General features: G+C 46.8%; 17 protein-coding genes. 8 read left to right on the top strand and 9 right to left on the bottom strand.

Going from position 1 to position 21,507, the window contains the following annotated elements; translation table 11 throughout:
• Positions 1 to 90: 90 nt before the first annotated feature.
• Positions 91 to 1,200 (bottom strand): hypothetical protein, encoded by a 1,110-nt coding sequence (locus Q1A41_RS13150; protein WP_299979729.1) that lies wholly within the window; start codon positions 1,198 to 1,200, stop codon positions 91 to 93.
• Positions 1,201 to 1,495: 295 nt separating this feature from the next.
• On the opposite strand from Q1A41_RS13150, the gene serB reads away from it, so the two are divergent.
• Positions 1,496 to 2,503 carry a phosphoserine phosphatase SerB gene (gene serB / locus Q1A41_RS13145; RefSeq protein ID WP_299979726.1) on the top strand — a complete coding sequence of 336 codons (1,008 nt, stop codon included), beginning with the start codon at positions 1,496 to 1,498 and terminating at the stop codon, positions 2,501 to 2,503.
• Positions 2,504 to 2,576: 73 nt separating this feature from the next.
• Here serB and Q1A41_RS13140 read toward each other — a convergent pair whose 3' ends face one another.
• The 3 genes from Q1A41_RS13140 to epmB form a co-directional block, all read right to left on the bottom strand.
• A complete protein-coding gene (locus tag Q1A41_RS13140; RefSeq protein ID WP_299979724.1) occupies positions 2,577 to 4,646 on the bottom strand; it encodes an EAL domain-containing protein in 2,070 nt (689 codons plus the stop codon).
• Positions 4,647 to 4,813: 167 nt separating this feature from the next.
• Entirely contained in the window at positions 4,814 to 6,580 is a 1,767-nt protein-coding gene (locus tag Q1A41_RS13135) for a hypothetical protein (RefSeq protein ID WP_299979721.1), read from the bottom strand.
• 170 nt (positions 6,581 to 6,750) lie between these two features.
• On the bottom strand, positions 6,751 to 7,833 hold the full coding sequence (gene epmB, locus Q1A41_RS13130) for an EF-P beta-lysylation protein EpmB (RefSeq protein ID WP_299979719.1): 1,083 nt from the start codon (positions 7,831 to 7,833) through the stop codon (positions 6,751 to 6,753).
• 196 nt (positions 7,834 to 8,029) lie between these two features.
• On the opposite strand from epmB, the gene efp reads away from it, so the two are divergent.
• Both efp and epmA read left to right on the top strand, forming a co-directional pair.
• The gene (gene efp, locus Q1A41_RS13125) at positions 8,030 to 8,599 is read left to right on the top strand and encodes an elongation factor P (RefSeq protein ID WP_299773855.1); all 570 of its coding nucleotides are present in this window, start codon (positions 8,030 to 8,032) and stop codon (positions 8,597 to 8,599) included.
• A 147-nt stretch (positions 8,600 to 8,746) separates the two neighbouring features.
• A complete protein-coding gene (gene epmA / locus Q1A41_RS13120; RefSeq protein WP_299979717.1) occupies positions 8,747 to 9,736 on the top strand; it encodes an EF-P lysine aminoacylase EpmA in 990 nt (329 codons plus the stop codon).
• Between the two features lie 41 nt (positions 9,737 to 9,777).
• On the opposite strand, the gene cysE is transcribed toward epmA, so the two are convergent.
• Complete coding sequence (gene cysE / locus Q1A41_RS13115; RefSeq protein ID WP_299979714.1) at positions 9,778 to 10,626, bottom strand: serine O-acetyltransferase; 849 nt, start codon at positions 10,624 to 10,626, stop codon at positions 9,778 to 9,780.
• A gap of 121 nt (positions 10,627 to 10,747) precedes the next feature.
• Positions 10,748 to 11,725 carry a serine/threonine protein kinase gene (locus Q1A41_RS13110; RefSeq protein WP_299979711.1) on the bottom strand — a complete coding sequence of 326 codons (978 nt, stop codon included), beginning with the start codon at positions 11,723 to 11,725 and terminating at the stop codon, positions 10,748 to 10,750.
• A gap of 392 nt (positions 11,726 to 12,117) precedes the next feature.
• Between Q1A41_RS13110 and Q1A41_RS13105 the strand changes: the two genes are divergently transcribed.
• Positions 12,118 to 13,536, top strand: a complete 1,419-nt coding sequence (locus Q1A41_RS13105) for an alpha/beta hydrolase-fold protein (protein ID WP_299979707.1) — start codon at positions 12,118 to 12,120, stop codon at positions 13,534 to 13,536.
• 63 nt (positions 13,537 to 13,599) lie between these two features.
• Here Q1A41_RS13105 and Q1A41_RS13100 read toward each other — a convergent pair whose 3' ends face one another.
• From Q1A41_RS13100 to Q1A41_RS13090, 3 genes are all read right to left on the bottom strand, one after another.
• A complete protein-coding gene (locus Q1A41_RS13100) occupies positions 13,600 to 14,421 on the bottom strand; it encodes a mechanosensitive ion channel family protein (protein ID WP_299979703.1) in 822 nt (273 codons plus the stop codon).
• A 120-nt stretch (positions 14,422 to 14,541) separates the two neighbouring features.
• Positions 14,542 to 15,666, bottom strand: coding sequence for a beta-ketoacyl-ACP synthase III (locus Q1A41_RS13095; RefSeq protein WP_299979700.1), 1,125 nt, complete (start codon positions 15,664 to 15,666; stop codon positions 14,542 to 14,544).
• A 138-nt stretch (positions 15,667 to 15,804) separates the two neighbouring features.
• Entirely contained in the window at positions 15,805 to 16,518 is a 714-nt protein-coding gene (locus Q1A41_RS13090) for a ComF family protein (RefSeq protein WP_299979698.1), read from the bottom strand.
• A 197-nt stretch (positions 16,519 to 16,715) separates the two neighbouring features.
• Here Q1A41_RS13090 and bioB point away from each other — a divergent pair, with 197 nt between their 5' ends.
• Genes bioB through bioD form a run of 4 tightly spaced genes read left to right on the top strand, consistent with a single transcriptional unit; the run spans position 16,716 to position 21,501 of the window.
• A complete protein-coding gene (gene bioB / locus Q1A41_RS13085) occupies positions 16,716 to 17,777 on the top strand; it encodes a biotin synthase BioB (protein WP_299979695.1) in 1,062 nt (353 codons plus the stop codon).
• Positions 17,778 to 17,814: 37 nt separating this feature from the next.
• Positions 17,815 to 19,014 carry an 8-amino-7-oxononanoate synthase gene (gene bioF, locus Q1A41_RS13080; RefSeq protein ID WP_299979693.1) on the top strand — a complete coding sequence of 400 codons (1,200 nt, stop codon included), beginning with the start codon at positions 17,815 to 17,817 and terminating at the stop codon, positions 19,012 to 19,014.
• Positions 18,995 to 20,755 (top strand): alpha/beta fold hydrolase, encoded by a 1,761-nt coding sequence (locus Q1A41_RS13075; RefSeq protein WP_299979692.1) that lies wholly within the window; start codon positions 18,995 to 18,997, stop codon positions 20,753 to 20,755. The genes bioF and Q1A41_RS13075 overlap by 20 nt, the downstream gene beginning before the upstream one ends.
• A gap of 53 nt (positions 20,756 to 20,808) precedes the next feature.
• Positions 20,809 to 21,501: a dethiobiotin synthase gene (gene bioD / locus Q1A41_RS13070; RefSeq protein ID WP_299979690.1), complete on the top strand. Its 693-nt coding sequence runs from the start codon at positions 20,809 to 20,811 to the stop codon at positions 21,499 to 21,501.
• Positions 21,502 to 21,507 lie beyond the last annotated feature (6 nt).

Below are 21,507 nucleotides of genomic sequence, written 5' to 3'. Positions count from 1 at the left end.
GAAAATGACCTGTACATGACAGCTCGATGACATTTCTGTGACGCTGTGCTTTGCAGCCTATATAGCTGGAATTGGGGCGAGCTTTCCTTACTAAGCTAGGCTCCTCAAGTGCTTTAGTTGCTCCTTTAGCAGATCTAAATAAGGCGCTTTGATGGCATCGATATAGACATTGTGCTGATCTTCTGTGAATTCCAGCTGTTCAAGCACATGTCTATCTTCAAGTAGTCGCTTATCCAGTAAGAGGCTGGCATGACCCAAGGCATCGAGTTGACGACGTTGCTCTTGGCTGTCGCGAAAAGCGGCGAATAACTCGCTGTAGCAGTCGCCTTCGGCAGGGGGAATAATAGCGGCTTTAAAGTGAAGCTTAATGCCTTGGCGACTACTTCCTAAATCGACGAGCAGTTTTGTTGAGCAGATGGCATTGAAAATCCCTTGATCATTGTCGCCCACTGAGCATTGCCTAAAGCCGCAATGAAAAGAATCTCCGTCTACCCACAAAAGTTCACCTTGGTATAGATTTAATACGGTTTGTAATTGCTGGTTAAACTCGTCCAGCAGCTCTTGTAAGGCGGCGGCGCTGAGTTGCTTTTGTAGGCTGGCGAGATTGCCACTTTGAACCACAAGCCAGGCGCAGATTGGGGCTTCTACTTCAGGGGCTGCTAACAGGCTTTCCTGCTCTGGGCGGCTTTTATTCTGCTTGGCTTCATGGCGTTGTGGCTCAAGATAAATATTAATAATAGCTGCTGCGAGTAATAACAAGGCCAGCAGCTGCAAGCCATAGGCCTGTGGCTGTTGAAGCAGGTCTTGGCTATTTAAGCCAATGGTGACGTAACCGGCCACTGAGTCTTGCAAATTGATCGGTGCACTAAAGCTCTGCTGGGATTTGTCGGCCCCTCTTTGCCTAGCTGTTTTGCCGGCTTGGGCCAGCAATTTGTTATCAATGCTGTGGAATGTAACACTGGCGATGCCTTTTTCTTGCTTGGTGGCCTCAGCGAGAACCTGCAAGCTAACCAAATCTCGAGTAAGTGTAGGATTTTCGGCTTGTTGGGCTAGTTTACGAGCGAGTACGGAACCGTAATGTTGATTCAGTTCGATCTGCTGCTGCTGAAGCTGGTTTTGGTTCGCCCAGCTTAAGATCAAGACCGTAATAAATGCGCCCAGTAAAAAGGCCGAAAGCTTGGGGATGGCGGGCAATTTCATGGGCAGTAAATTACGTTCTCTAGATAATACGGTATGGGTTTAGTTATTTTGACTTCTTTTCAACTAGCAGCTTCTCATCAACTAGAAATTTACAGTTATCTTACGCTCTTCGTCGCGAAATTGTAGCCAAGGTTCCAATTATAGCCCTTAAAAGTGAATCTACGCTGGCTATAAGCGATTGATATTCTAAACAAGCTTGACCGCTTGGCCAACATGGCGATTCAAAAGGTAGAGCTTTATAGGGGGAGGGCTTTATAATGCCGTCTTCCCATAGCATAGATATAACACCACCATTATGAGTATCCCCGTAATCTTTCTTAGCCAGACCAGCCTGCGCTGCGATTTAGTACAAGAGCTGCTGAGCAGCCAGCAATCGTCGTCGCAAGGTGAGCAAAGCCCTTGTGCTGAGCAGGCTCGTTTAATCATTATGTCAGCAGAGCTGGAAATCGAGCCCTTGAAAACGCTTTGGCAAAGCATATTGGAATTAAATATCCCGCAGTTGCTGATCGACAAGCTTTCCTCTCAGGCTTGGCAGCTATTGCTTAATGCCCCTTTAGAGCAATCTCAAGTTGATAAATTAGCTGCTATAAAAAGTGTTGGCCTCGAAGCTGGTATTGAAGTTAATTACCTGCCGGAAGGTGTGGCGCCTTTTATCCGTGAAGAGGGCGCTTTGGCCTGCTTTGACATGGATTCTACCCTGATACAGGTAGAGGTTATTGATGAGTTAGCCAAAGCCGCTGGTGTCGGGGAGCAAGTGGCTGCCGTAACGGAAGCAGCAATGCGTGGCGAGCTGGATTTTAGTGAAAGCTTTATTCAGCGCATGGCAACCTTGCAGGGTTTGGATGAGTCTGTACTGGCTGAGATTGCGGCAAATATTCCCTTGTCGCCGGGTATGCCAGAGCTTATTGCCAGCCTCAAGCAGCTAGGGTTTAAAACCGCTATTTTCTCCGGTGGCTTTGATTATTTTGCTGGCCAATTACAGCAGAGGTTTGGTTTTGATCAAGTCTTTGCAAATCGCTTGGATATTGTTGATGGCAAAGTTACTGGTAAGGCGATTGGCGATATTGTCGACGCTCGGCGCAAGGCAGATTTGTTAGAACAATTGGCCACTGAATACAATGTGCCAATGAGCAGTACAATCGCCGTCGGTGATGGTGCCAATGATCTTTTGATGTTGGCTAAAGCTGGCATGGGGGTGGCCTATCGGGCTAAACCCATAGTGAGGGAGCAGGCTGAGTTTAGTATAAGTACTCTCGGTTTGGATGCTGTCTTATATTTGCTTGCCCAAAGCAACGATAGCTAAGCCAATACTCTAATAGTTTGACTCTCTTAAGTTAGCTTTTAGGAAGTATTCGGTGGTTTGAGTGGCAAGCGCCCTAGCCATCCATTGTGAAATCATATTCCATGGTTGGGGCGGGCGCTTGTAAATAGTGCCCCTGAATATAGTGTACCCCGGCCTGCCAGAGGCTGGACAAAATGCTGGCGTTCTCGACCTGCGGAATAAAACTGGTTTTTCCGGCCTCATGAAGTTCTTCTAGCAGCGCTATCAGGGCGTCTGGGTTTTGATTATTATTCTGGATATCCAAGGCAAAAGAGCCATCAACCTTATATAGCTCTGTATCTAGATGCTTAATGGTATTGCTTGGGTTTAAAGAGCAGCCAAAGTTGGTGATGACGCAACTTGCTTTGATGGCTTGAACTTCTTTGATAAAGCTCTGGGTGTCTTTCAAATTCTGATTGGCATCTTTTTCACTGATTTGAAAAGCAACACTGCTTGCGCCAATCTTAGCGGCCTGCAAAACTCGGCTTACCCAAGCAATTAGAGTGCGATCTTGGATGGAGTCCGCACTTACGGTAATCATCAGCTTGGTTTTTGGGTTTTGGCTGCGTTGCTTGGCCAATGTTTTCATTGATTCAAGGATGACCCAGCGATCCAGTTTGGCGGCACTGCCTATAGATTTTGCAAGGTCCAAAAAGTGGGCGGGAGATATCTCTTCGCCTTGCTCATCGAGCATGCGCAGCAGGACTTCGTAAAACTCTTCGCCTGAGCCACGCAGCGAAATAACCGGCTGGAACAATAAGCGGAAACGGCCTTGGCTAATGGCTTGTTGGATATCATCAGCACTGGTTTTATTTGAGCCTATGCGTTCTGGTTCAAATACTCTGATAGTGTTGCTATTGTTTTCAGCATCGCCGCGAATCTTGCTAATAGCCTCGGCCGCTTGGTCGATAATGGTGTCGCTATCGGTAGAGTTTTCGTTGATAACGGCAATGCCGATGCTGCTGCTGATTTGAACCGTTTTTTGGTTAGCTTCGATGATGCTGTCATTACAGCTCTGTAGAATTTTTTGGCAGCATTGCTGCACGGCATCCATGGTGGGCAGTTGGCTCAATACCATGAAGGCATCATCAGCATACCGTGTCAGTATGTCTTTTTCACCTAAGCAGGGCTGGATGACCGCGGCCACTTGCTTGAGAACATCGTCACTGGCGCTTAGGCCTACTTTGGGCTGGACTCGATCAAAAAAGTGATCGATTTCTATCAGCAGCACAAAAGCCTGTGGTGTATCGGAATTTAGCAGGTTGTTAAGGTGCTTATTCATGAACTGGCGATTGTACAGGCCAGTGCCGTGGTCGAGCTGCTTAATCTTTTGCATCTCTTCGACCAGGTCTTGATCTTGGGCATTACTTTGAGTTCGCAGCTCAATGCAGGGTTCTTCCTCGAAGCGGCCATGGCTGAGGGATACTGTGAGCTCTTGAATGCTGTCGTCGGCACAAATGCATCTTAACTTATATTGCTGCCGCTCAAACTCACCACCTTGTAGGGTGAATTGCTGCAAAAAGGCTTTCACTTCAGCTTGCTGAGAGCTTTCAACCAAGTCAATTACAGGCGTGCACTCAACTTCTTCGGCATCGCTATATTTTAATAGCTCAGCGAAAGAGCTGTTTACGTATAGGCACAGGCCGTCTTGGATAAAAGCGATGCCATCTCGGGAACTGTCTAATAGATCGTGGGCGCGCTGCTCGGCTTCTCGACGTTTTTTATCGGATTGGACACGTTGTTGTCGCTGGCGGCGGTTGTCCATTTCACGATCGATAACCAAGAGCAAGTGTTGATCTTGATCTAGCTGTACTACATCGCATGCACCGCGCTTCATACCCTCTACCGCGATATGGCTGCCTTCGCGATCGCTTTGGAGAATGACAGGGACGTCTTTATTGTGACGGCGAATGACTTGGATACAATGATCGACATCGGAACTACTGTCTTCGGCGATTAACAGTTCCCAATTTTGTTCTTGTAATTGGGCTTCCATGGTTTCGGCGTTGACCAGCTGCGCACGGACATTCTTGCCAGCATTATGTAGCATACTGATAAGGCGTTCTGCCTCGCTCTCTGAATCATTCAGAATGAGTAGCCGTAGTGTCTGATCAGAAATCATCATCGTCCATTAAAACTCGTGGCAAATACAACGCAAATTTTGCCGAAACCTTAGGTAAGCCAAGTCAATAGCTGCGGTAAGCCTAAGTTAAGGGTGGCTAATACTAACCTATCAACATGCAAGGTGAAACCCGCCTTACCTAAGCATGCTTACTTTTTAGTGAGCAGCGTTTAGCCTGTCTCTAGTGTCCTGAACTCAAACTGACTGATTGAGCCGGTATCCATCGTCTTACGGGTTAATTGTACTGTTTTCTCTTCACCGCGACGATTGAGGCGAACTTTTTGCCCCTCTTGAAATGGCACAGAAGGGGTAAGCAAGCAGGCTTTTTTACGCATGCTTTTTTGCTCTGGAAGAAAGAATACTCTCATATAATCGGCATTATCACCGCTTTTATGAATTAAAGACGCGCCAAATGGACTCGCAAGGCTGGATAAAAGTTCCACACCAAAAGAACTGGCTCCGCGACTTTGCCTAACCCAGCGGATCATTCCCAATGTCCAGCCCGTTGCATCACCTTCTCTTAGGGCAATAAGTTCACCAGATTTTAGCGATTTGGGCACGTTTTCCAGCCAGCTTAGGCAGTACCCGCCTTGGCTGCGGTCTTCGCTACTTACTTGATGGATCGGAAATTTGTTCTTTTCTTGTTCATGCTCGCGTTTTGCAAGCTGAGACTCAATATCTAAAGTGGAGAACAAAAGGGGGTCGAAATTACGCCCACTGCCTCCTGCATCAAAGGCGTTTGACCAAGGATCATCACTGCTGACTTCCTGTTTTTGGTCTTTTAGGTAGGGGTTTTTGTCTTGCCCTAAGTTCACTTTGCCCGAGCCCAACACAAAGCTTTCAAAAGGGATGCCGCCACTAAGATGGAAGTGGATACTGCTTATTCCCACTAATGCCTCAAGTTTCTGCTTGTGGCTCACTCTCTCATGCTCGCGGTGATATTGCGTGCTCCAGGCATTCATTAAATGCGCTATAAGTGAGTTGCTGATCCCTTTGGGAATAGTGAGGGCGTCATTACCTTCGAGTTCCCCGCCAAGTTGCTTATCGAGGAGAGATAGCAAGGGCGCTATATCTACAGCAACACAACCTTCCAGCTCGGCAAGCGGTATTAAACTTTTAGGATTAGGCGGGCTATCGCTATTGGGGTTAATAACAAAAACAGATTCGCTGTCATTGTTATTGGGGCGCAAACGAATATGCCCTGCCCATAATTCCAATAACTTATAGGCCGTTGAAACATCAAACTGACGTAATTTATTGGGGTTTGCACAAGCGAGTAAAACAATACGCTGGTAGGTTTCCCGAATTGTGCTTTGAGAAACGTGGCTGAGCAGCTCATCGGCCACAGGAAGTTGATCTAGGGCTGAATTTTGCGCCACTTGAAACAAGCTGTGCATGCTTAGCCAGAGGCTTGGTGTGGTGGCCGCATAAAGCTGATAGCTTCTCATGAGCTGAATACTAAGACCATTAATAGCCCTATGTAAGGCCAGAGTGAGTGCCTGAGCATGTGGGTTTTGCGGGTTACCGTCGTTGAGCTTGGCGTCACAGGCTATGTCTCTGGCGACAACGCAGTAACCGTGGGTAATGTGCTTTTGCAAGGCTAAGGCAACTATGGCGGCCTTCATGGCATCTTCTGGCAATACCACAGGCTTATTGAGAAAGCTCTGAGAAAGACCTTGGATACAACGCTGTACGTAGGGTCTTAAGCTTTCAAGCATGGCAAGACGATGACTTGGTTTGGCTTGTAACCTGGCGACTTCGGGGAGTGCTTTGTAAAGAATTACGCTAGTGTGATTCACCCTGGTGGCGGGCAGGCTATCCGCCCACGCCGCTACGTCTTGGGGGCGATAGCCTTTACAAAAGCTTAGCGACTCCAAGTCTTGGGGGGGAAGTTTGATCCGCCCAAACAGTTTGATAGCTATTCCAACAGCGCTCATCGATAACTCAGTGCTTCCTAATCAGCAGTAAATACTCTTAATTATTAACTCTAGCTTAGAGTATTAGCATTTAGGTGATTTATTGTTCAGTTGCAGCGAATATTCAGCGTCTATTCAATATGCTGCTACTCATCTTCGGCATTTAGTGTGAAGCTTATCACAATAATAGACTAAATTATGGGAGTTTTCGCTGGCTCGCCGGGGATTTCTTGGGTTAGTAGTGGGACTAGGTAGCCAGGCAATTCGGCTCTTAGCCGGTGGTATAGCTCTTGGGCATACTTATCATCAACCTGAAAGTGGGCAGCTCCTTGAACCTTGTCCAGCTGGTGTAAGTAATAGGGCTGAATAAAGCACTCATAGAGCTCTTCACTAAGCCTTGTAAGGGTGTCGACATCGTCATTAATGCCTTTCAGTAATACCGACTGATTGTACAGGCGCACACCAGCTGCGGTTAGTTCGCGACAAGCTTGCTGCAATTGGGGGGATATTTCCTGGGGGTGGTTAATATGCAGCACTAAAGAGGTTTGCAGCTGCTTGCTATTCATCCAGCCTAGTAGCTCATCGCATACACGCTGAGGGAGTACGACAGGCAGGCGACTATGAATTCGTAAGCGTTTGATATGAGGGATTTGTGTCAGTTGCTCTGTAAGCCAGGCTAATTGCTTGTCACTTTGACTTAGCGGGTCGCCACCGCTCAATATAACTTCGCTAAGGCTGTTGTCCTGGGCAATATAGTTAATCGCATCGAGCCATTGTTTACGGCCAAGGTGGTGATCTTGATAGGGGAAATGGCGGCGAAAACAATAGCGGCAGTTAATTGCACATTGATTGCTCGCCATGAGCAAAAGGCGCCCTTTGTATTTGTGGATGACTCCGGGAAGCGGATTAAATTTCTCGCTTTCTGCAAGAGGTTCTCTGTTATAGCCTATCTGCTCAACAGTTTCTGCTAGCGCCGGCATGACTTGAAGCAGTAAAGGGTCTTGCAACTCACCTGGTTTCATTAAGCTTATGAAATGGTGGGTCACTCTAAGTTCAAATTGCCCATTTGCCAAATGGCATAGCTCTTCGGGATTGATATTGAGCATTTCGGCCAGTTCGCTGGGCTCGCGTATCAAGCGTTGTAATTCTTGCTGCCAGCGGTTCTGTGTGCCCGGGCCCTCGGATTTACCCCTGTTAGAACTGCTGTCGGCCGGAACGAGCTTAATAGGGGGCTGGGTGGTGTTCATATAGGCGTATAGGACTAGAGGGGTCATTTAAACAATCGAGAGGCCTATTGTAGCAGTTCTGTGGCTGGCTCTCGAACTTGGCGTTAATGCTAGGTATAATGGCCGGCTTTACGCTCGATCTAACTGTTGGGCTCGTATCTAAACTCAATTGGATACGTAGTGGATACTGACAGGGGCTTAGGCCAAATCGAGTATAGCCTTGAACGTAAGATTGGAAACAACCATGGCAAATTACTCTACCAATGAATTTCGTGGCGGCCTGAAAGTAATGCTCGACGGCGAGCCATGCTCTATTTTGGATAATGAGTTCGTAAAACCCGGTAAAGGTCAGGCCTTTAACCGTGTTAAATTGCGTAACTTAAATACTGGCCGCGTTTGGGAGCGCACCTTTAAATCGGGTGAAAGCTTAGAGGGCGCCGATGTAATGGATTACGATATGGAATACCTCTACACCGATGGTGAGTTTTGGCATTTCATGGATCCTACCAGCTACGAGCAGCACCAGGCGGACGAGAAAGCCGTTGGTGAGACTGCCAAGTGGTTGCGAGAGCAGGATGTCGTAACGGTAACTCTATATAACGGTTCACCACTGGCTGTTACCCCGCCAAATCATGTTGAACTAGAGATCACTGAAACTGATCCAGGTGTTAAAGGTGATACCGCCAATGGTGGCTCCAAGCCAGCAACCTTGTCTACCGGTGCTGTGGTTAAGGTTCCTTTGTTCTTGTCTCAAGGTGAGACGATTCGAGTGGATACCCGCACTGGTGAATACATCGGGCGTGCCAAAGACTAATTTGCTCTTTGCAGGATTCCTTATTGAACAGGCCAGCTTATTGCTGGCCTGTTTGCTTTTGGCAGCTACAAAACTGGATGATGAAGAACCTTGGGCGCATTCTGCTCTAAAAACCGCACAGGCATGAAACGAAATACGAGACGATAAATGACAGAAGCAGACTGGCAACCTAATGCAAATTTTGAAACTCTGCGTCTTAGAGCAATTCTGAATCGCTTTATAAGGGAGTTTTTTCACGAACGTTCAGTGCTGGAAGTGGAAACGCCTTTGCTCGCTCAGCACCCTGTAAGCGATCCGTATATCGAATGCTTATCTTGTCTTCACCAAGGGAAAAGCTACCATCTGCAAAGCTCGCCCGAATACGCCATGAAGCGTTTACTGGCCGCAGGCTCTGGGGATATTTATAGCTTGGCAAAAGTGTTTCGCGCCGGTGAAAGCGGCCGTCGACACAATGTTGAGTTCACTATGCTGGAATGGTATCGCTTGGGCTTGGATGATCATCAATTGATGAAGGAGTTAGCTGAGTTAGTCTGCCAAGCGGCCGAATTGATTGCAGTTCAATCGAACCTTCCGACCGCTGAGTTAAATGTAAAATACCTCAGCTATCGAGAAGTTTTTATCGAGCATTTGGCGATAGATCCGCACGACGCTAGCCTGCCTGAACTTCAACAATGCATCGATCAGCACTTAGATATGGGCGATTATCGCTGTGAAGACAAAAGCACAGCCTTAGATATTCTAATCAGCCAATGTATCGAGCCTAAGCTAAGTGGCGGTTTAGTGTTTATCTATGATTATCCGGCTTGCCAATCGGCACTGGCGCGGCTTGCGCAGAATGAGCATGGACAGCGAGTAGCGCGACGTTTTGAAGTATTTTTAAACGGTATGGAGCTGGCCAATGGTTATTGGGAATTACAAGATGCCGAAGAGCAGCGCCAACGCTTTGTAGCTGATAATCAACAGCGCCTGCAAAGTGGTTTGCCTGAGGTTAGCATCGACGATCGTTTATTAGCGGCCATGGAAAGTGGCTTGCCAGAATGCGCGGGCGTGGCGCTGGGGGTAGATCGCTTATTATTACAACTTAGCAAAGCTCAACATATTGAAGAAGTATTGAGCTTTGCTTGGTCGCGAGCTTAGGTTTTTTAAAAAAAAGTTTCTTAGGGCGATGTTTAATCGCCTTAAATATCATCCAAATCGCAATTCAGATTGTGGTTCATATTCAAGGCTGGCTGCTCACTGTCTGGGCTGCCGACAACCTTTGCAGGTACCCCGGCAACCGTTGTGTGGGCGGCAACATCTTTTAGTACCACACTGCCAGCGCCGACTTTGGAGCCTTCGCCAATTTCGATGTTACCGATGATTTTCGCTCCGGCGCTAATCAGTACACCGGCTCTAACTTTCGGGTGGCGGTCGCCAGAGACTTTGCCGGTACCGCCCAGTGTAACGGCCTGCATGATGGAGACATTGTCTTCAACAATGGCCGTTTCACCAATCACAATACCGGTCGCGTGGTCCAGCATAATACCCTGACCAATGTTTGCAGCAGGGTGAATATCCACAGAAAACACGACAGAGATTCTGTTTTGAAAAAACAGGGCCAATGCTTTGCGATCATGGCGCCATAGCCAGTTGGCAATTCTAAAGGCCTGCAAAGCATGAAAGCCTTTATAGTATAAAAACGGTATCGATAAAGAATCGCAGGCCGAGTCGCGATGTTTTACCGCAGCGATATCGGCACGCATGGCTGCACCGATGCTGGCATCATCGCGTAAGGCTTGATGAATAACCTCTCGAATTAATAAGGCAGAAGCTTCGGGGCTTTCCAGCTTATTGGCTAGGTGATAGCTCAATGAGCATTCGAGGGATTCGTGATTTAAAATGGTGGCATGCAGAAAGCTCGCAAGAATAGGCTCTTTTTGGGCCTGCTGCTGAGTTTCTTGTCGGATGCTTTGCCAAATAAAGTCGCCTTGATGGTCAATTGCTTGGCCATTATGTTCACTTTGGCCTTTAGGGGCGCTAATACTCATTCGCCTACACCTATTGGTAATCACTTAGTAGTACAACTATATCTTATCAGTGCTAAGTTCGCCTGATAGGGGGATCAATTTTTGTAAAGCCTAATATAGGCTAGGGGAATTTATTAGCGAGCTAAAACACTTGCAGGCTGGGCTCTTGCATAGCGGCTAATTGCTCCCTTAAAGATAAGATATGCTCTGCCCAATAGCGCTCAGTATTAAACCAAGGGAAGGCTTTTGGAAAGGCAGGGTCGGACCAGCGACGAGCTAGCCAAGCGGAATACTGCATTAAACGTAAGCTGCGCAAAGCCTCGATCAGCTGAATTTCAGCAGTATCAAAATCGCAAAACTCCCGGTAGCCTTCAAGAATCTCACTGAGCTGTTCGGTTTGCTGATTGCGCTCTCCGGAAAGTAACATCCATAAATCCTGAACCGCTGGAGCCATGCGGGCATCATCAAAATCAACGAAATGTGCGGTATCGTGGCGCCACAAAATATTGCCGATATGGCAATCACCATGGCAACGTATCCACTTGGCGCTGCTGCGGGCGAAAACGTCTTCTACTCGTTGCAGAATGTCTAAGCTCAGGCTGTCATAAGCTGGGATTAATTCATCTGGGATGAATTTATTATCCAACAGGAATTGGCGGCTATCTGTGCCATAGCTTTTAATATCTAAGCGCGGGCGATATTGAAAATCGCTTTGCTTGCCAAGCTGGTGAATTCGTCCTAAAGCTCGGCCTATGCTGAACAATTGATCTAGGTCGCCAGTCTCTGGAGCATGACCGCCCTGGCGAGGGTATAGCGCAAACATAAATCCGGCGTGCTCAAATAAGGTGTCGCCAGCTGAATTTTGCCAAGGAGCAACAACGGATAGATCAAGGTCTCGCAGCTCTGTACTAAAGTGATGCTCTTCTAGAATCTGCTCACGGCTCCAGCGCTCAGGGCGATAAAATTTGCCGATTAGGGCAGGGGCGTCTTCTATACCAATTTGGTATACGCGATTTTCATAGCTGTTGAGAGGGTAAATGCGCAGATCGCAAATTAAGCCCTGGGACTCGACGGCGTCAATTACGGTTTCAGGCTGAAGGGCGTCGTAAGGGTGTTGCATAAAAACTCTCTAGCAGGCTGTTGAAAAACGTTTTCGAGGCAGTCAGCGCTAGGCAAAAACAAGCGAAAAAGCGCAGTTTATATTTAATAAATGAGCATTTTGAGCTTGTTTTTAACAACGCGATGGCAACGCAGGTAGTTTTTCAACAGCCTGCTAGCATTGGCTCTCTGTAGAGCTGCAAGCATACGTGATTTTCTTGGCTATTTCTTAGCTATTTATTCCCTAGCAAGCAGCTAGCTTTCGGACGCTTTAAGGGGCGCTTTCTCTGAAATCGCTGATCTTCTGTAAGTAGGCCTTTTGACTCAGCTAGAAATGTCTATAAAGCCCTGTTCTCGGCCTCATCTATGCGTATAATCCTGAGTGATTTTTAAACGGTTTCAGAGGTTTGTAGCATGCTCGCTAAGCGCATCACTAAATTGACTATTATCTTGCTGTCGACAGCGTTAAGCAGTATCGCTTTCGCCCAAGAAGACCCCAAGGCGAAGCTTGAGCCTCAAGCTAATGAAGCAGTAGAAGTCAGTGAACAAGGGGATGGCGTAGTTACCGAGAAAGTAGCTGAGGAAGTTACTGAACCAGACTTTGAGATAACTGCCGCCGAGATGCCTGTTCGGTCTCCCTTTGGATTTATGCAGTCCCATAGCATAGCCTCGGAAGTTTTGGATGAGACTCGAGACTACAAGGTTTACTTGCCAGCCAGTTATCACGCCAAGCCAGATTACACATACCCTGTCTTGTACCTAATTGACGGCGATTATAACTTTTTAAGCATTGCAGCCATGGTTGAGAATTTGGCTAAGGGTAATAACCCACTGATTCCTGAACTGATTGTGGTGGGCATCTCGGCTAAGGGCATTGAAAGCTATCGCAATAATATGCAGCCGTCTTTGCCTTTGGGGAAAGGTGGTGATGCGGAAGACTTTCTGAAATTTATCGATGATGAGCTAAAAGCTGAAATCAACAACACTTACCGCAGTTCTGGTTACGATATTATTCAGGGCCAGTCTATTGGTGGCTTATTTGTTATCAACAGCCTACTGACTTCCAGCGACAGCTTTTCAGCTTATATAGCTATTAGCCCAATGATGTGGTGGGAAGACTATCGCCTTGAAGAAAAAGTAGAGGGCTATTTAGAGAAAATTAAAGCTCCAGAAAAGAAGCTGTTCTTGTCTCTAGGAAATGAGCCTCGAATGGGGGTTTATGGTTTGGTCGAGCAGTTGGATCGTCATCGCCCACAGGCCATAAAGTGGGATTTTAAACACTTTAGTGATGAGAATCATGACTCAGTTACCTTGCCTGCTTTAAGACACGCCTTAAAAGAACTATTTTCGGGTTGGTATATTTCCTATAAAGAATTGGCGGCCTATTCTGACTTCGATGAGGTTCGCCAGCATTATCAGGCTTATTTGCAACGTTTTAATATTAAGCAAGCTATTCCGCCTTACACATTTAAAGCTTTGATGCATCAATATCCCAAGGATGAAAAAGCTGAAAGGGCAGCCGCTTTGTATTTACAAACTACCCAGTATTTACCTTTATCGCTTATTGATTTGGCGAATCACTTGTCTGCTTTGGCGATTCGAGAAAAAGAGTACGATAAAGCAGCTGAATTATTACAAGCTTCCTTTAAAGAAAATGCCAATGACTATAGTGTGCAGCAGGCAATGGCAAAATGGCATCAAGCTCAAAAGCAATGGCCCGAAGCAGAGCAAGCCGCTAAGCGTGCCTTAGAGCTTGCGGAGCAGCAACAGCAAAGAGATTGGATGATCGCAATTTTAAAAGATGAGCTGTTGAAGGTTCAGAATAAAGATTAGACGTTCAAAAAATCGAGCATTAAAAAAGCCGGCGAATGCCGGCTTTTTCGTATTTTCCACTCGTTAAGCTTGATGATTGTACAAATGTACATCTCGCTGTGGGAATGGGATGCTGATTTCAGCTTTATCTAGGGCAATCTTCATTTGCTCATTGATATCGAAGTAAACATCCCAGTAGTCATCTGGAGTCGCCCAAGGCCACACTGAAAGGTTTACCGAGCTATCCCCCATGGAATCTACACCCACAAATGGTGCCGGGCTGTCCATTACTTTCGGGTGATCTTCCATCACTTTCATAATAACTTCTTTGGCTTTGGCAATATCGGCGTTGTAAGAAATACCGATTGAAAGGTCGACGCGTAGCTGGCCTTCGCCGCTAAAGTTCACCACATTACCATTAGACATGGCACCGTTAGGAACAATGACTTGTTTGTTATCTAGAGTGACTAGCACGGTAACGAAAATTTGAATTTCTTTTACCACGCCAAGTTCACCTTGGGCTTTAATTAAATCGCCAACCTTATAAGGCTTGAACAAAATAATTAACACGCCGCCAGCAAAATTCGCCAAGCTGCCCTGTAAAGCTAGGCCTACTGCTAAACCTGCGGCACCGAGTACGGCGATAAATGAAGTGGTTTCAATACCGACCATCGAGGCAACGCTAAGTGCTAAAAGCGCCTTGAGGCCCCATGAAATCATATTGCCAATAAAACTAATTAAAGTTTCATCGGTATTAGATTTTTTTAAACCGGCTTGAGTAATTTTAACCACGATACCGATTAGCCACAGACCAACTAATAATGTGGCTAGGGCAAGCAGTAAGCGTGGGGTGTAGCTCATAATGAGCTCGATTGCGACTTGAGAATAATGGTTCAACTGTTCCATTTTTATAACTCCCTTAAAATTAGAGTGGAACAGATGCTAGCAATTGGCGATGAATTGAAACTGAATTATGCAGGGCCGGATGGCCCTGCATACTGATGAGAAAGTGTGGTTTTTAGCGCCTTAGCGCTTACGAACAACCAGGCTACCGATAGAGTAACCAGCACCAAATGAGCATATAACACCGTGGTCGCCAGCGGCCAAATCCTGCGAGTATTTGTGGAAGGCAATTAAAGAGCCGGCCGAGGCAGTGTTGGCAAACTCATCCAATACGATCGGCGCTTCCTCTATTGAGGCGTCGCGACCTAGCAGCTTTTTGCTGATCAATAGGTTCATATTGATGTTGGCTTGGTGCAGCCACCAGCGTTTCACATCGGCCGATGTAAGATCGTGGCGAGATAAGTGCTCGCTAATATGTTCGGCCGCCATTGGACAAACTTCTTTAAACACCTTACGGCCGTTTTGGTGGAATAGATTCTCTTTCCAGAAGGGGTCTACATCATTGCTACGTGCAGCATGGCCGAAGCTCGAACGAATATTATTGGAGAATGAAGTAAAGGCTTTGGTGCTCAATACATCCCAGCAGTTTTCAGAATTGGCAGTCTCTTCGGCCTCAACAATAGTTGCGGTAGCGACATCACCAAAAATAAAGTGACTATCTCGATCAGAGTAATCGATCTGTGGAGTGGTGAGCTCTGGGTTAATACATAGTACCGCTCGCGCTGTGCCAGCAGTAACCATCTCGTAAGCTCGCTGTAGGGCAAAGGTGGCTGCCGAGCATGCTACCAACATATCAAAACCGAAGCCTTCAATGCCTAGGGCCGTCTGAACCTCGATAGCAATAGCTGGGTAAGAGCGCTGAGTGTAGGCGCAGCTTACAATCACAGCATCAATATCCGCAGCGGTTTTATTAGCCGCCGCCATGGCTTCTTTGGCCGCTTCGATTGCCATTAAAGCTTGATCGCTGGTCTCATCTTCCGCTTTCAACGGGATAACTGGGCATAGCCGATCGACATCCAAAATACCTTCTTTACGATACACATAGCGACTTTTGATGCCGGAAGCTTTTTCGATAAATTCCGCACTGGATTTGGCTTTCGCTGTTAGCTCGCCGGCTTCGATCGCGGCGGCGTTTTCTTCATTGTATTTATCGGCATGGGCATTTAGTGCCTCTACTAATTCTTCGTTGCTTACGCTGTAAGGAGGGGTGTACAGGCCTGTGCCGCTAATGACGATATTCTTATTCATAATGATGTTTTGTTTCCAAAATGCGGTAAAACTTCGTTAATTTGGCCAAAACTGGTCAAATCTGCCATGTTTGAAGAATTCAATCTCTTATTGCAATTGTCGCCTAGCCCTTGGGCAGGTGTCTAATTTCGCATTGGCTTAAGTGGTCATGTGTTGTGGTGTTCTGGCCAGGCTAGCAAGGCTAACCGATTCGGCGCCCGCGTCCATTAACATATGGCTAATGATGCTGGCTGTGCTCGTGGTGGTTATAACGTCATCCACCAGTAAAAGTTTCATGCCTTTCACTGGGCCGGTCAGTTGAAAGCTGTTTTCTAGATTCTGTAGGCGGGCCTTTCGCCCAAGCCCTTGTTGGCTGCCGGTCCAGCGTGATTTCTTAATAAGCTGAATTAGTGGAATTGTACAATGCTTAGAGACTTCTCTAGCTAAGACGTAAGCCTGGTTGTAGCCCCGTATTAATCTTTTGAAAGGATGGCTGGGGACCGCTAATAGAGCATCAAAATTGCTTATTCGGTGCTTGTTATGTTGACTTACGAGCTTGGCAAGTTGCAGGCAGAGAAACTGTTTGGCGGCGCTGTTATGTTGATATTTAAAGTCCTTAATTACTTTATCGATCGGGAAGTCATAGCTCCATAAGCTGATGCAATGTTGAAAGGGTGGTGCTTGCTTTTGGCAGTGGCCACATATTCCCTCTTTTGCACCTATGGGCAGAGCGCAGCATTTGCAACAGTGCTCTAGCCAAGGAAGGTCTTGAAAACAGCCTCGGCATACGGCTTCGCCGCCGCTACCGCAAAACAAGCAGCGGTTCGCTATTAGCACATTTAGAGCGCTTGTCGCCCAATTTTGCTTAGGCATGATTGCCTCCCATTCTTCCAATCCTCTCGACTCTAGCGCCTCAAGTCCCCTTGTTAACCTATTGCTGTTAACTAGGTTGACAATATGGTTTCAGTAACTATGATGCTAAGTCTTAAGATCGCAGGCTAGAGCCCAAAGGCTGGTTTGTGGCTTCCCATTGAATAAGCGCTTTTAAAAGCAGCAAAAAGAGAATAATCATGATTAACGCCGAGCTACGCCACGACTGGAGCCGACAGGAAATTAGCCAGCTGATGAACCTGCCGTTTAATGAGCTTATGTTTCAGGCGCAGCTTGTACATCGCCAGAACTTCGATCCCAATCAAGTTCAAGTGAGTATTCTTTGTTCTATTAAGACAGGGGCCTGTCCGGAAGATTGCGCTTATTGCCCACAAAGTGCGCGCTATGACACTGGCTTGGAAAAAGAGCGCTTGATGCAAGTTGAAAAAGTTTTGACTGAAGCGAAAGATGCCAAAGCTAAAGGCGCAACTCGATTTTGTATGGGGGCTGCTTGGCGTTCACCTAAAAAGAAAGATATGCCCCATGTAACGGCGATGGTGCGTGAGGTGAAAGCCTTGGGTTTAGAAACCTGCATGACGCTTGGAATGTTGAGTGAAGACCAGGCCGGTGAACTGGCCGAAGCCGGTTTGGATTATTACAACCACAATCTGGATACGTCACCCGAATACTACGGTGACATTATTACCACTCGCAGTTATGGAGATCGATTGGAAACTCTAGATCATGTTCGAGCTGCCGGCATGAAAGTATGCAGTGGCGGCATCTTAGGCATGGGCGAAGAGCAAAATGACCGTATCGGCTTGATTCAAAATTTAGCAAATCTGCCTGAACACCCAGAGTCCGTTCCGATCAATATGCTGATTCGTATCAAAGGTACTCCGCTAGAAAATATGGACGATATTGATCCATTGGAGTTTGTACGAGCGATCGCAGTGGCGCGAATTGTAATGCCCAAATCCTATGTGCGTTTATCGGCAGGTCGTGAGCAAATGAGTGACGAGCTGCAAGCTATGGCTTTTATGGCGGGCGCCAATTCAATTTTCCTGGGCGATAAATTATTGACGGCTGCTAACCCTGGTGAAGGTAAAGACGCTAAATTGTTTGCTCGTTTAGGCATAAATGCCGAAACCCTAGAGCAGCCGCAGGAAGTTGAGAAAGACGATGAAACCGTTCAGGAAGAGCTATTACAGGCCGTAAATGAAGCCAAGTACGATTCGCATTTTTATAATGCTGCGAAATAACAGCTTCGTACCTTTTTGACGAGCACATCGCAATACTATGTCCTTTCTTCTGCAGCGTTTAAAAGGCGGCTTACAAGATAGAGCGCAGCAGCAGCTCTATCGCCGCCGTAAAAGCTTGTCCTCCCCGCAAGGTGCTTTGATTTCTGTTGACGGTAAATCACTGCTTAACTTTAGTAGTAATGATTACTTGGGCTTGGCGAATCATCCTGATCTAGCTCACCGAGCAAATGTCAGTTTAAAACGTTTTGGTTTTGGTGCTGGGGCATCCCATTTGGTGAGTGGTCACAGCGATCTGCATCGGGAATTAGAGGAATTTTTGGCACGCTTAACTGGGCGCGATAGAGCTTTATTATTCCCTTCGGGCTTTGCGGCAAATTTAGCCGTGCAACAAGTATTGCTGCGCAAAGGTGATGCGGTCTTCCATGATCGCCTAAATCATGCCTCTCTCTTAGACGGTGCTCAATTAAGTGGCGCGAGACTGCTTCGCTTTGCTCATAATGATTTGGCGCACTTGAACCAGCGTTTGAAGGGGGCTGATGCCGAAGGCAAACTCATTGCCGTTGATGCGGTGTATAGCATGGATGGTGATCTAGCCCCATTAGCAGAGCTAGCAAACATAGCCGAGCGTGAAGGTGCGTTATTAATGGCTGACGATGCTCATGGTTTTGGGGTGCTGGGGAAAAACGGTGCGGGCAGTGCAGAGTACTGGGGACTTGATCAGCAACAACTGCCTATTTTGATGGGCACCTTGGGTAAGGCAATAGGGAGCTACGGGGCTTTTATTGCAGGTAGCGAAGCGCTTATTGAAGGCCTAATTCAGTTCGCTCGGCCCTATATCTATACCACAGCATTGCCAGCGAGTGTTGCTGCTGCAAGTTTAGCGGGCCTTGAGCTGCTTCAAAAAGAGCCTGAGCGTCGTACCAAGTTGCATAGCTTGGTGGCTTATTTTCGAGAAGCCGCTGATGAATTAAATTTGCCTTTGATGTCCTCCGATACCGCGATTCAGCCTTTGTTGTTGGGCTCCTCAGAAAATGCCCTGAAAGTTGCTGAAGCTATAGCGGCTCAGGGTATTTATGTGCCTGCGATTCGCCCCCCAACGGTTCCCGTCAACAGCGCCCGGCTTCGAATAACTATTACGGCAGATCATGAAATAGAACATATTGATCGTCTGCTGGATGCACTGGCTGAGCAGTTGAGCAGGATAAATAAGGTAGTTGATGATGAATATGCTCAGTAACCCTAATTTAAAAGTGGATGCAGGGTTTACTGAATTGCAGCAGCTAAAATGCAAAACTTATTGGGCCGATGATGCGCAAGCCGAAGACTATGTGCTCATTCACGGCTGGGGTATGGGGGCTGATATTTGGCAGCCCATATTGCCCATGTTAGATAGCGTTAATGTCCACTGTATTAGCCTGCCTGGCTTTGATGCTTCGTCGCTTGATGTTGATGGGTCTGAAGTGTTTGAGCCTGGCGAATTGCTCAGTGCGCTGGAAAATACACTGCCAGAACGTTGCCACTTAATTGCATACTCATTAGGTGGTTTGCTCGCCCAATGTCTTTTATCTTCTGAAAAAGTCTTATCGCTAAGTTGTTTAGGGGTAGGCCCTTGTTTTGTCGCTAAAGAGCAGTGGCCAGCGGCGATGAATCCAGATGACTTTGAGGATTTTCTCCGCTCCTTTGAAGTAAATCCAGAAGCTTGTTTGAGCCGGTTTATCGCCCTGCAAAACAAAGATGATAGTCACAGTGCTGCACAAAACAAAAAATCAATCATTAAGGGGCGTCGGCAGCTAAAGGCCAGCGGTTTTAATGTTGACTTTTTTTCGGTGTCTGGCAACAAAAAGCTATGGCTTAATTGTCTGAGCTTACTAGAAACGATTGATGCGCGCGCGGATTTACTGGCGCAGAAAGATAAGAATATTCATTTTATTCTGGCTGAAAACGATGCTCTTGTGCCTGTAGTTGTAGCAAAAGCTATCGCAGAGCTGCAACAAGATAATATTCAAATAAGCCTGCTTAAGGGTAGCCATAATATTCCGGCCACGATTGCAAGACAGTCGCGGGCAGAACTGCTGCTTCAGGCTAGCCTAAAAGAAAACCCGGCCGCGTATCGATTGGATAAAATACGTATTGCTAAAAGCTTCTCTAAATCTGCCAAAAGCTATGACAGCGTGGCTGCTTTGCAACGGCAGATTTGTGAACGTTTATTCTCTCAAGTGCCTGCCGAGCATTTTGTGGGAAAAGCGGTGCTGGACCTAGGTTCCGGCACCGCTTATTTTCAAAAATTGCTAGAGCAGGGCTTTAGCACTTTAAAGTCAAAGGCTGAAAGTCAAACGAATCTACCTCAGCATAGCCCTACGAGGCTTCTTAACTTAGATCTCGCTGAAGGAATGTTGCGGTTTTCCAAGCAGCAGGCAAGGCAGCGTGAAGAAGAGATTTCGCTTTTGAATGTGGAATATATCGCTTCGGATGCTGAGTCCCTACCGTTGGCTGATGAATGTATAGATTCAATATTCTCGAGCTTAGCCATTCAGTGGTGCCAGCAAGAAGAGCAGCTTTTTAAAGAGATTCATCGTGTGCTGAAGCCAGGTTCGGCTGCCTATATCGCCACCCTAGGGCCGCGCAGTTTATGGCAGCTTCGAGAAGCTTGGCGGCAGGTCGATGACAAGGTGCATGTTAATCGCTTTCGCGCCCTTAAGGATCTAAGTGCCTCAATAGAGAAGAGCGGATTAAGCTTTGAATTTGAAGAAGCGGATATAGATTTGGTTTTTGATGATTTCAAACAGCTACGCTATGAGTTGAAAACCTTAGGGGCGCAGAATATGAATGCTGGCCAAAATGAAGGTTTATCGTCACGCGAACGCCTCACTAAACTTCTAGCGGCTTATGAAGAATATCGTTACGATAGCGGCCAAGGGGCTAAGTTGCCTCTAACTTACCAGGTGTTTTATTTAAAGTTAATGAAACCTTTAGCTTAGTTATGACTCGATAGCAAAATACTCGAAAACTCAACGAGCAATACAAACTTACCATGGCCAAGAAAACGTTTTTTGTAACTGGAACAGACACCGATGCCGGAAAAACCTTTATTGCATCGGCTTTACTGCATAAGGCTAATAGTGAAGGCTTACGCAGCTTAGCGCTGAAGCCAGTTGCCTCGGGTAGTGAAAGCCGCGATGAGGGTTTGCGAAACAGTGATGCTTTGATTTTGCAGGAGGCTATGTCACAAGAGTTGGACTACGAGCAAGTCAATCCCTATGCGTTTGCACCAGCAATCGCGCCACATATCGCTGCCGAGCAGGCTGATGTGAGACTCAATGCTAGCCGCTTAGCTGGTTTTTGCCGTGGTGCTTTATTTACGCCTCATGATTTTTCTGTAGTCGAAGGTGCTGGCGGTTGGCGAGTTCCTCTTAATGACCGAGAAGATTTTGCAGATCTTGCAAAAGAACTAGGTTTGCCGGTTATCTTGGTAGTGGGGTTGCGACTAGGTTGCATCAATCACGCGCTCTTAACGCTCGAAGCTATTAAGCGTGATGGCTTAGCAGTAGCTGGCTGGGTAGCCAATCATGTAGATCCAAATATGAGTTGTATGGAAGAAAACTTAGAAACCCTAAAACAAAGAATGACAGCCCCTTATTTGGGTTTTGTTCCAAATTTAGCCGGCAAAGAAAATGCAGCACTCATTGCCTCCCAGTATTTGCAACTGCCGGAATCAAATAATTAGATTGGC

The organism is uncultured Pseudoteredinibacter sp., assembly GCF_947502065.1.
Classification (GTDB): domain Bacteria; phylum Pseudomonadota; class Gammaproteobacteria; order Pseudomonadales; family Cellvibrionaceae; genus Pseudoteredinibacter.
Note: the sequence above shows the minus strand (reverse complement) of the source record. Positions and strands in the feature narration are given on the sequence as shown.

What these genes read in the sequence shown, in the direction of transcription:
- Q1A41_RS13150 (WP_299979729.1), bottom strand. Translation starts at nt 1,200, where the DNA reads ATGAAATTGCCCGCCATCCCCAAGCTTTCGGCCTTTTTACTGGGCGCA.
- serB (WP_299979726.1), top strand. Translation starts at nt 1,496, where the DNA reads ATGAGTATCCCCGTAATCTTTCTTAGCCAGACCAGCCTGCGCTGCGAT.
- Q1A41_RS13140 (WP_299979724.1), bottom strand. Translation starts at nt 4,646, where the DNA reads ATGATGATTTCTGATCAGACACTACGGCTACTCATTCTGAATGATTCA.
- Q1A41_RS13135 (WP_299979721.1), bottom strand. Translation starts at nt 6,580, where the DNA reads ATGAGCGCTGTTGGAATAGCTATCAAACTGTTTGGGCGGATCAAACTT.
- epmB (WP_299979719.1), bottom strand. Translation starts at nt 7,833, where the DNA reads ATGACCCCTCTAGTCCTATACGCCTATATGAACACCACCCAGCCCCCT.
- efp (WP_299773855.1), top strand. Translation starts at nt 8,030, where the DNA reads ATGGCAAATTACTCTACCAATGAATTTCGTGGCGGCCTGAAAGTAATG.
- epmA (WP_299979717.1), top strand. Translation starts at nt 8,747, where the DNA reads ATGACAGAAGCAGACTGGCAACCTAATGCAAATTTTGAAACTCTGCGT.
- cysE (WP_299979714.1), bottom strand. Translation starts at nt 10,626, where the DNA reads ATGAGTATTAGCGCCCCTAAAGGCCAAAGTGAACATAATGGCCAAGCA.
- Q1A41_RS13110 (WP_299979711.1), bottom strand. Translation starts at nt 11,725, where the DNA reads ATGCAACACCCTTACGACGCCCTTCAGCCTGAAACCGTAATTGACGCC.
- Q1A41_RS13105 (WP_299979707.1), top strand. Translation starts at nt 12,118, where the DNA reads ATGCTCGCTAAGCGCATCACTAAATTGACTATTATCTTGCTGTCGACA.
- Q1A41_RS13100 (WP_299979703.1), bottom strand. Translation starts at nt 14,421, where the DNA reads ATGGAACAGTTGAACCATTATTCTCAAGTCGCAATCGAGCTCATTATG.
- Q1A41_RS13095 (WP_299979700.1), bottom strand. Translation starts at nt 15,666, where the DNA reads ATGAATAAGAATATCGTCATTAGCGGCACAGGCCTGTACACCCCTCCT.
- Q1A41_RS13090 (WP_299979698.1), bottom strand. Translation starts at nt 16,518, where the DNA reads ATGCCTAAGCAAAATTGGGCGACAAGCGCTCTAAATGTGCTAATAGCG.
- bioB (WP_299979695.1), top strand. Translation starts at nt 16,716, where the DNA reads ATGATTAACGCCGAGCTACGCCACGACTGGAGCCGACAGGAAATTAGC.
- bioF (WP_299979693.1), top strand. Translation starts at nt 17,815, where the DNA reads ATGTCCTTTCTTCTGCAGCGTTTAAAAGGCGGCTTACAAGATAGAGCG.
- Q1A41_RS13075 (WP_299979692.1), top strand. Translation starts at nt 18,995, where the DNA reads ATGATGAATATGCTCAGTAACCCTAATTTAAAAGTGGATGCAGGGTTT.
- bioD (WP_299979690.1), top strand. Translation starts at nt 20,809, where the DNA reads ATGGCCAAGAAAACGTTTTTTGTAACTGGAACAGACACCGATGCCGGA.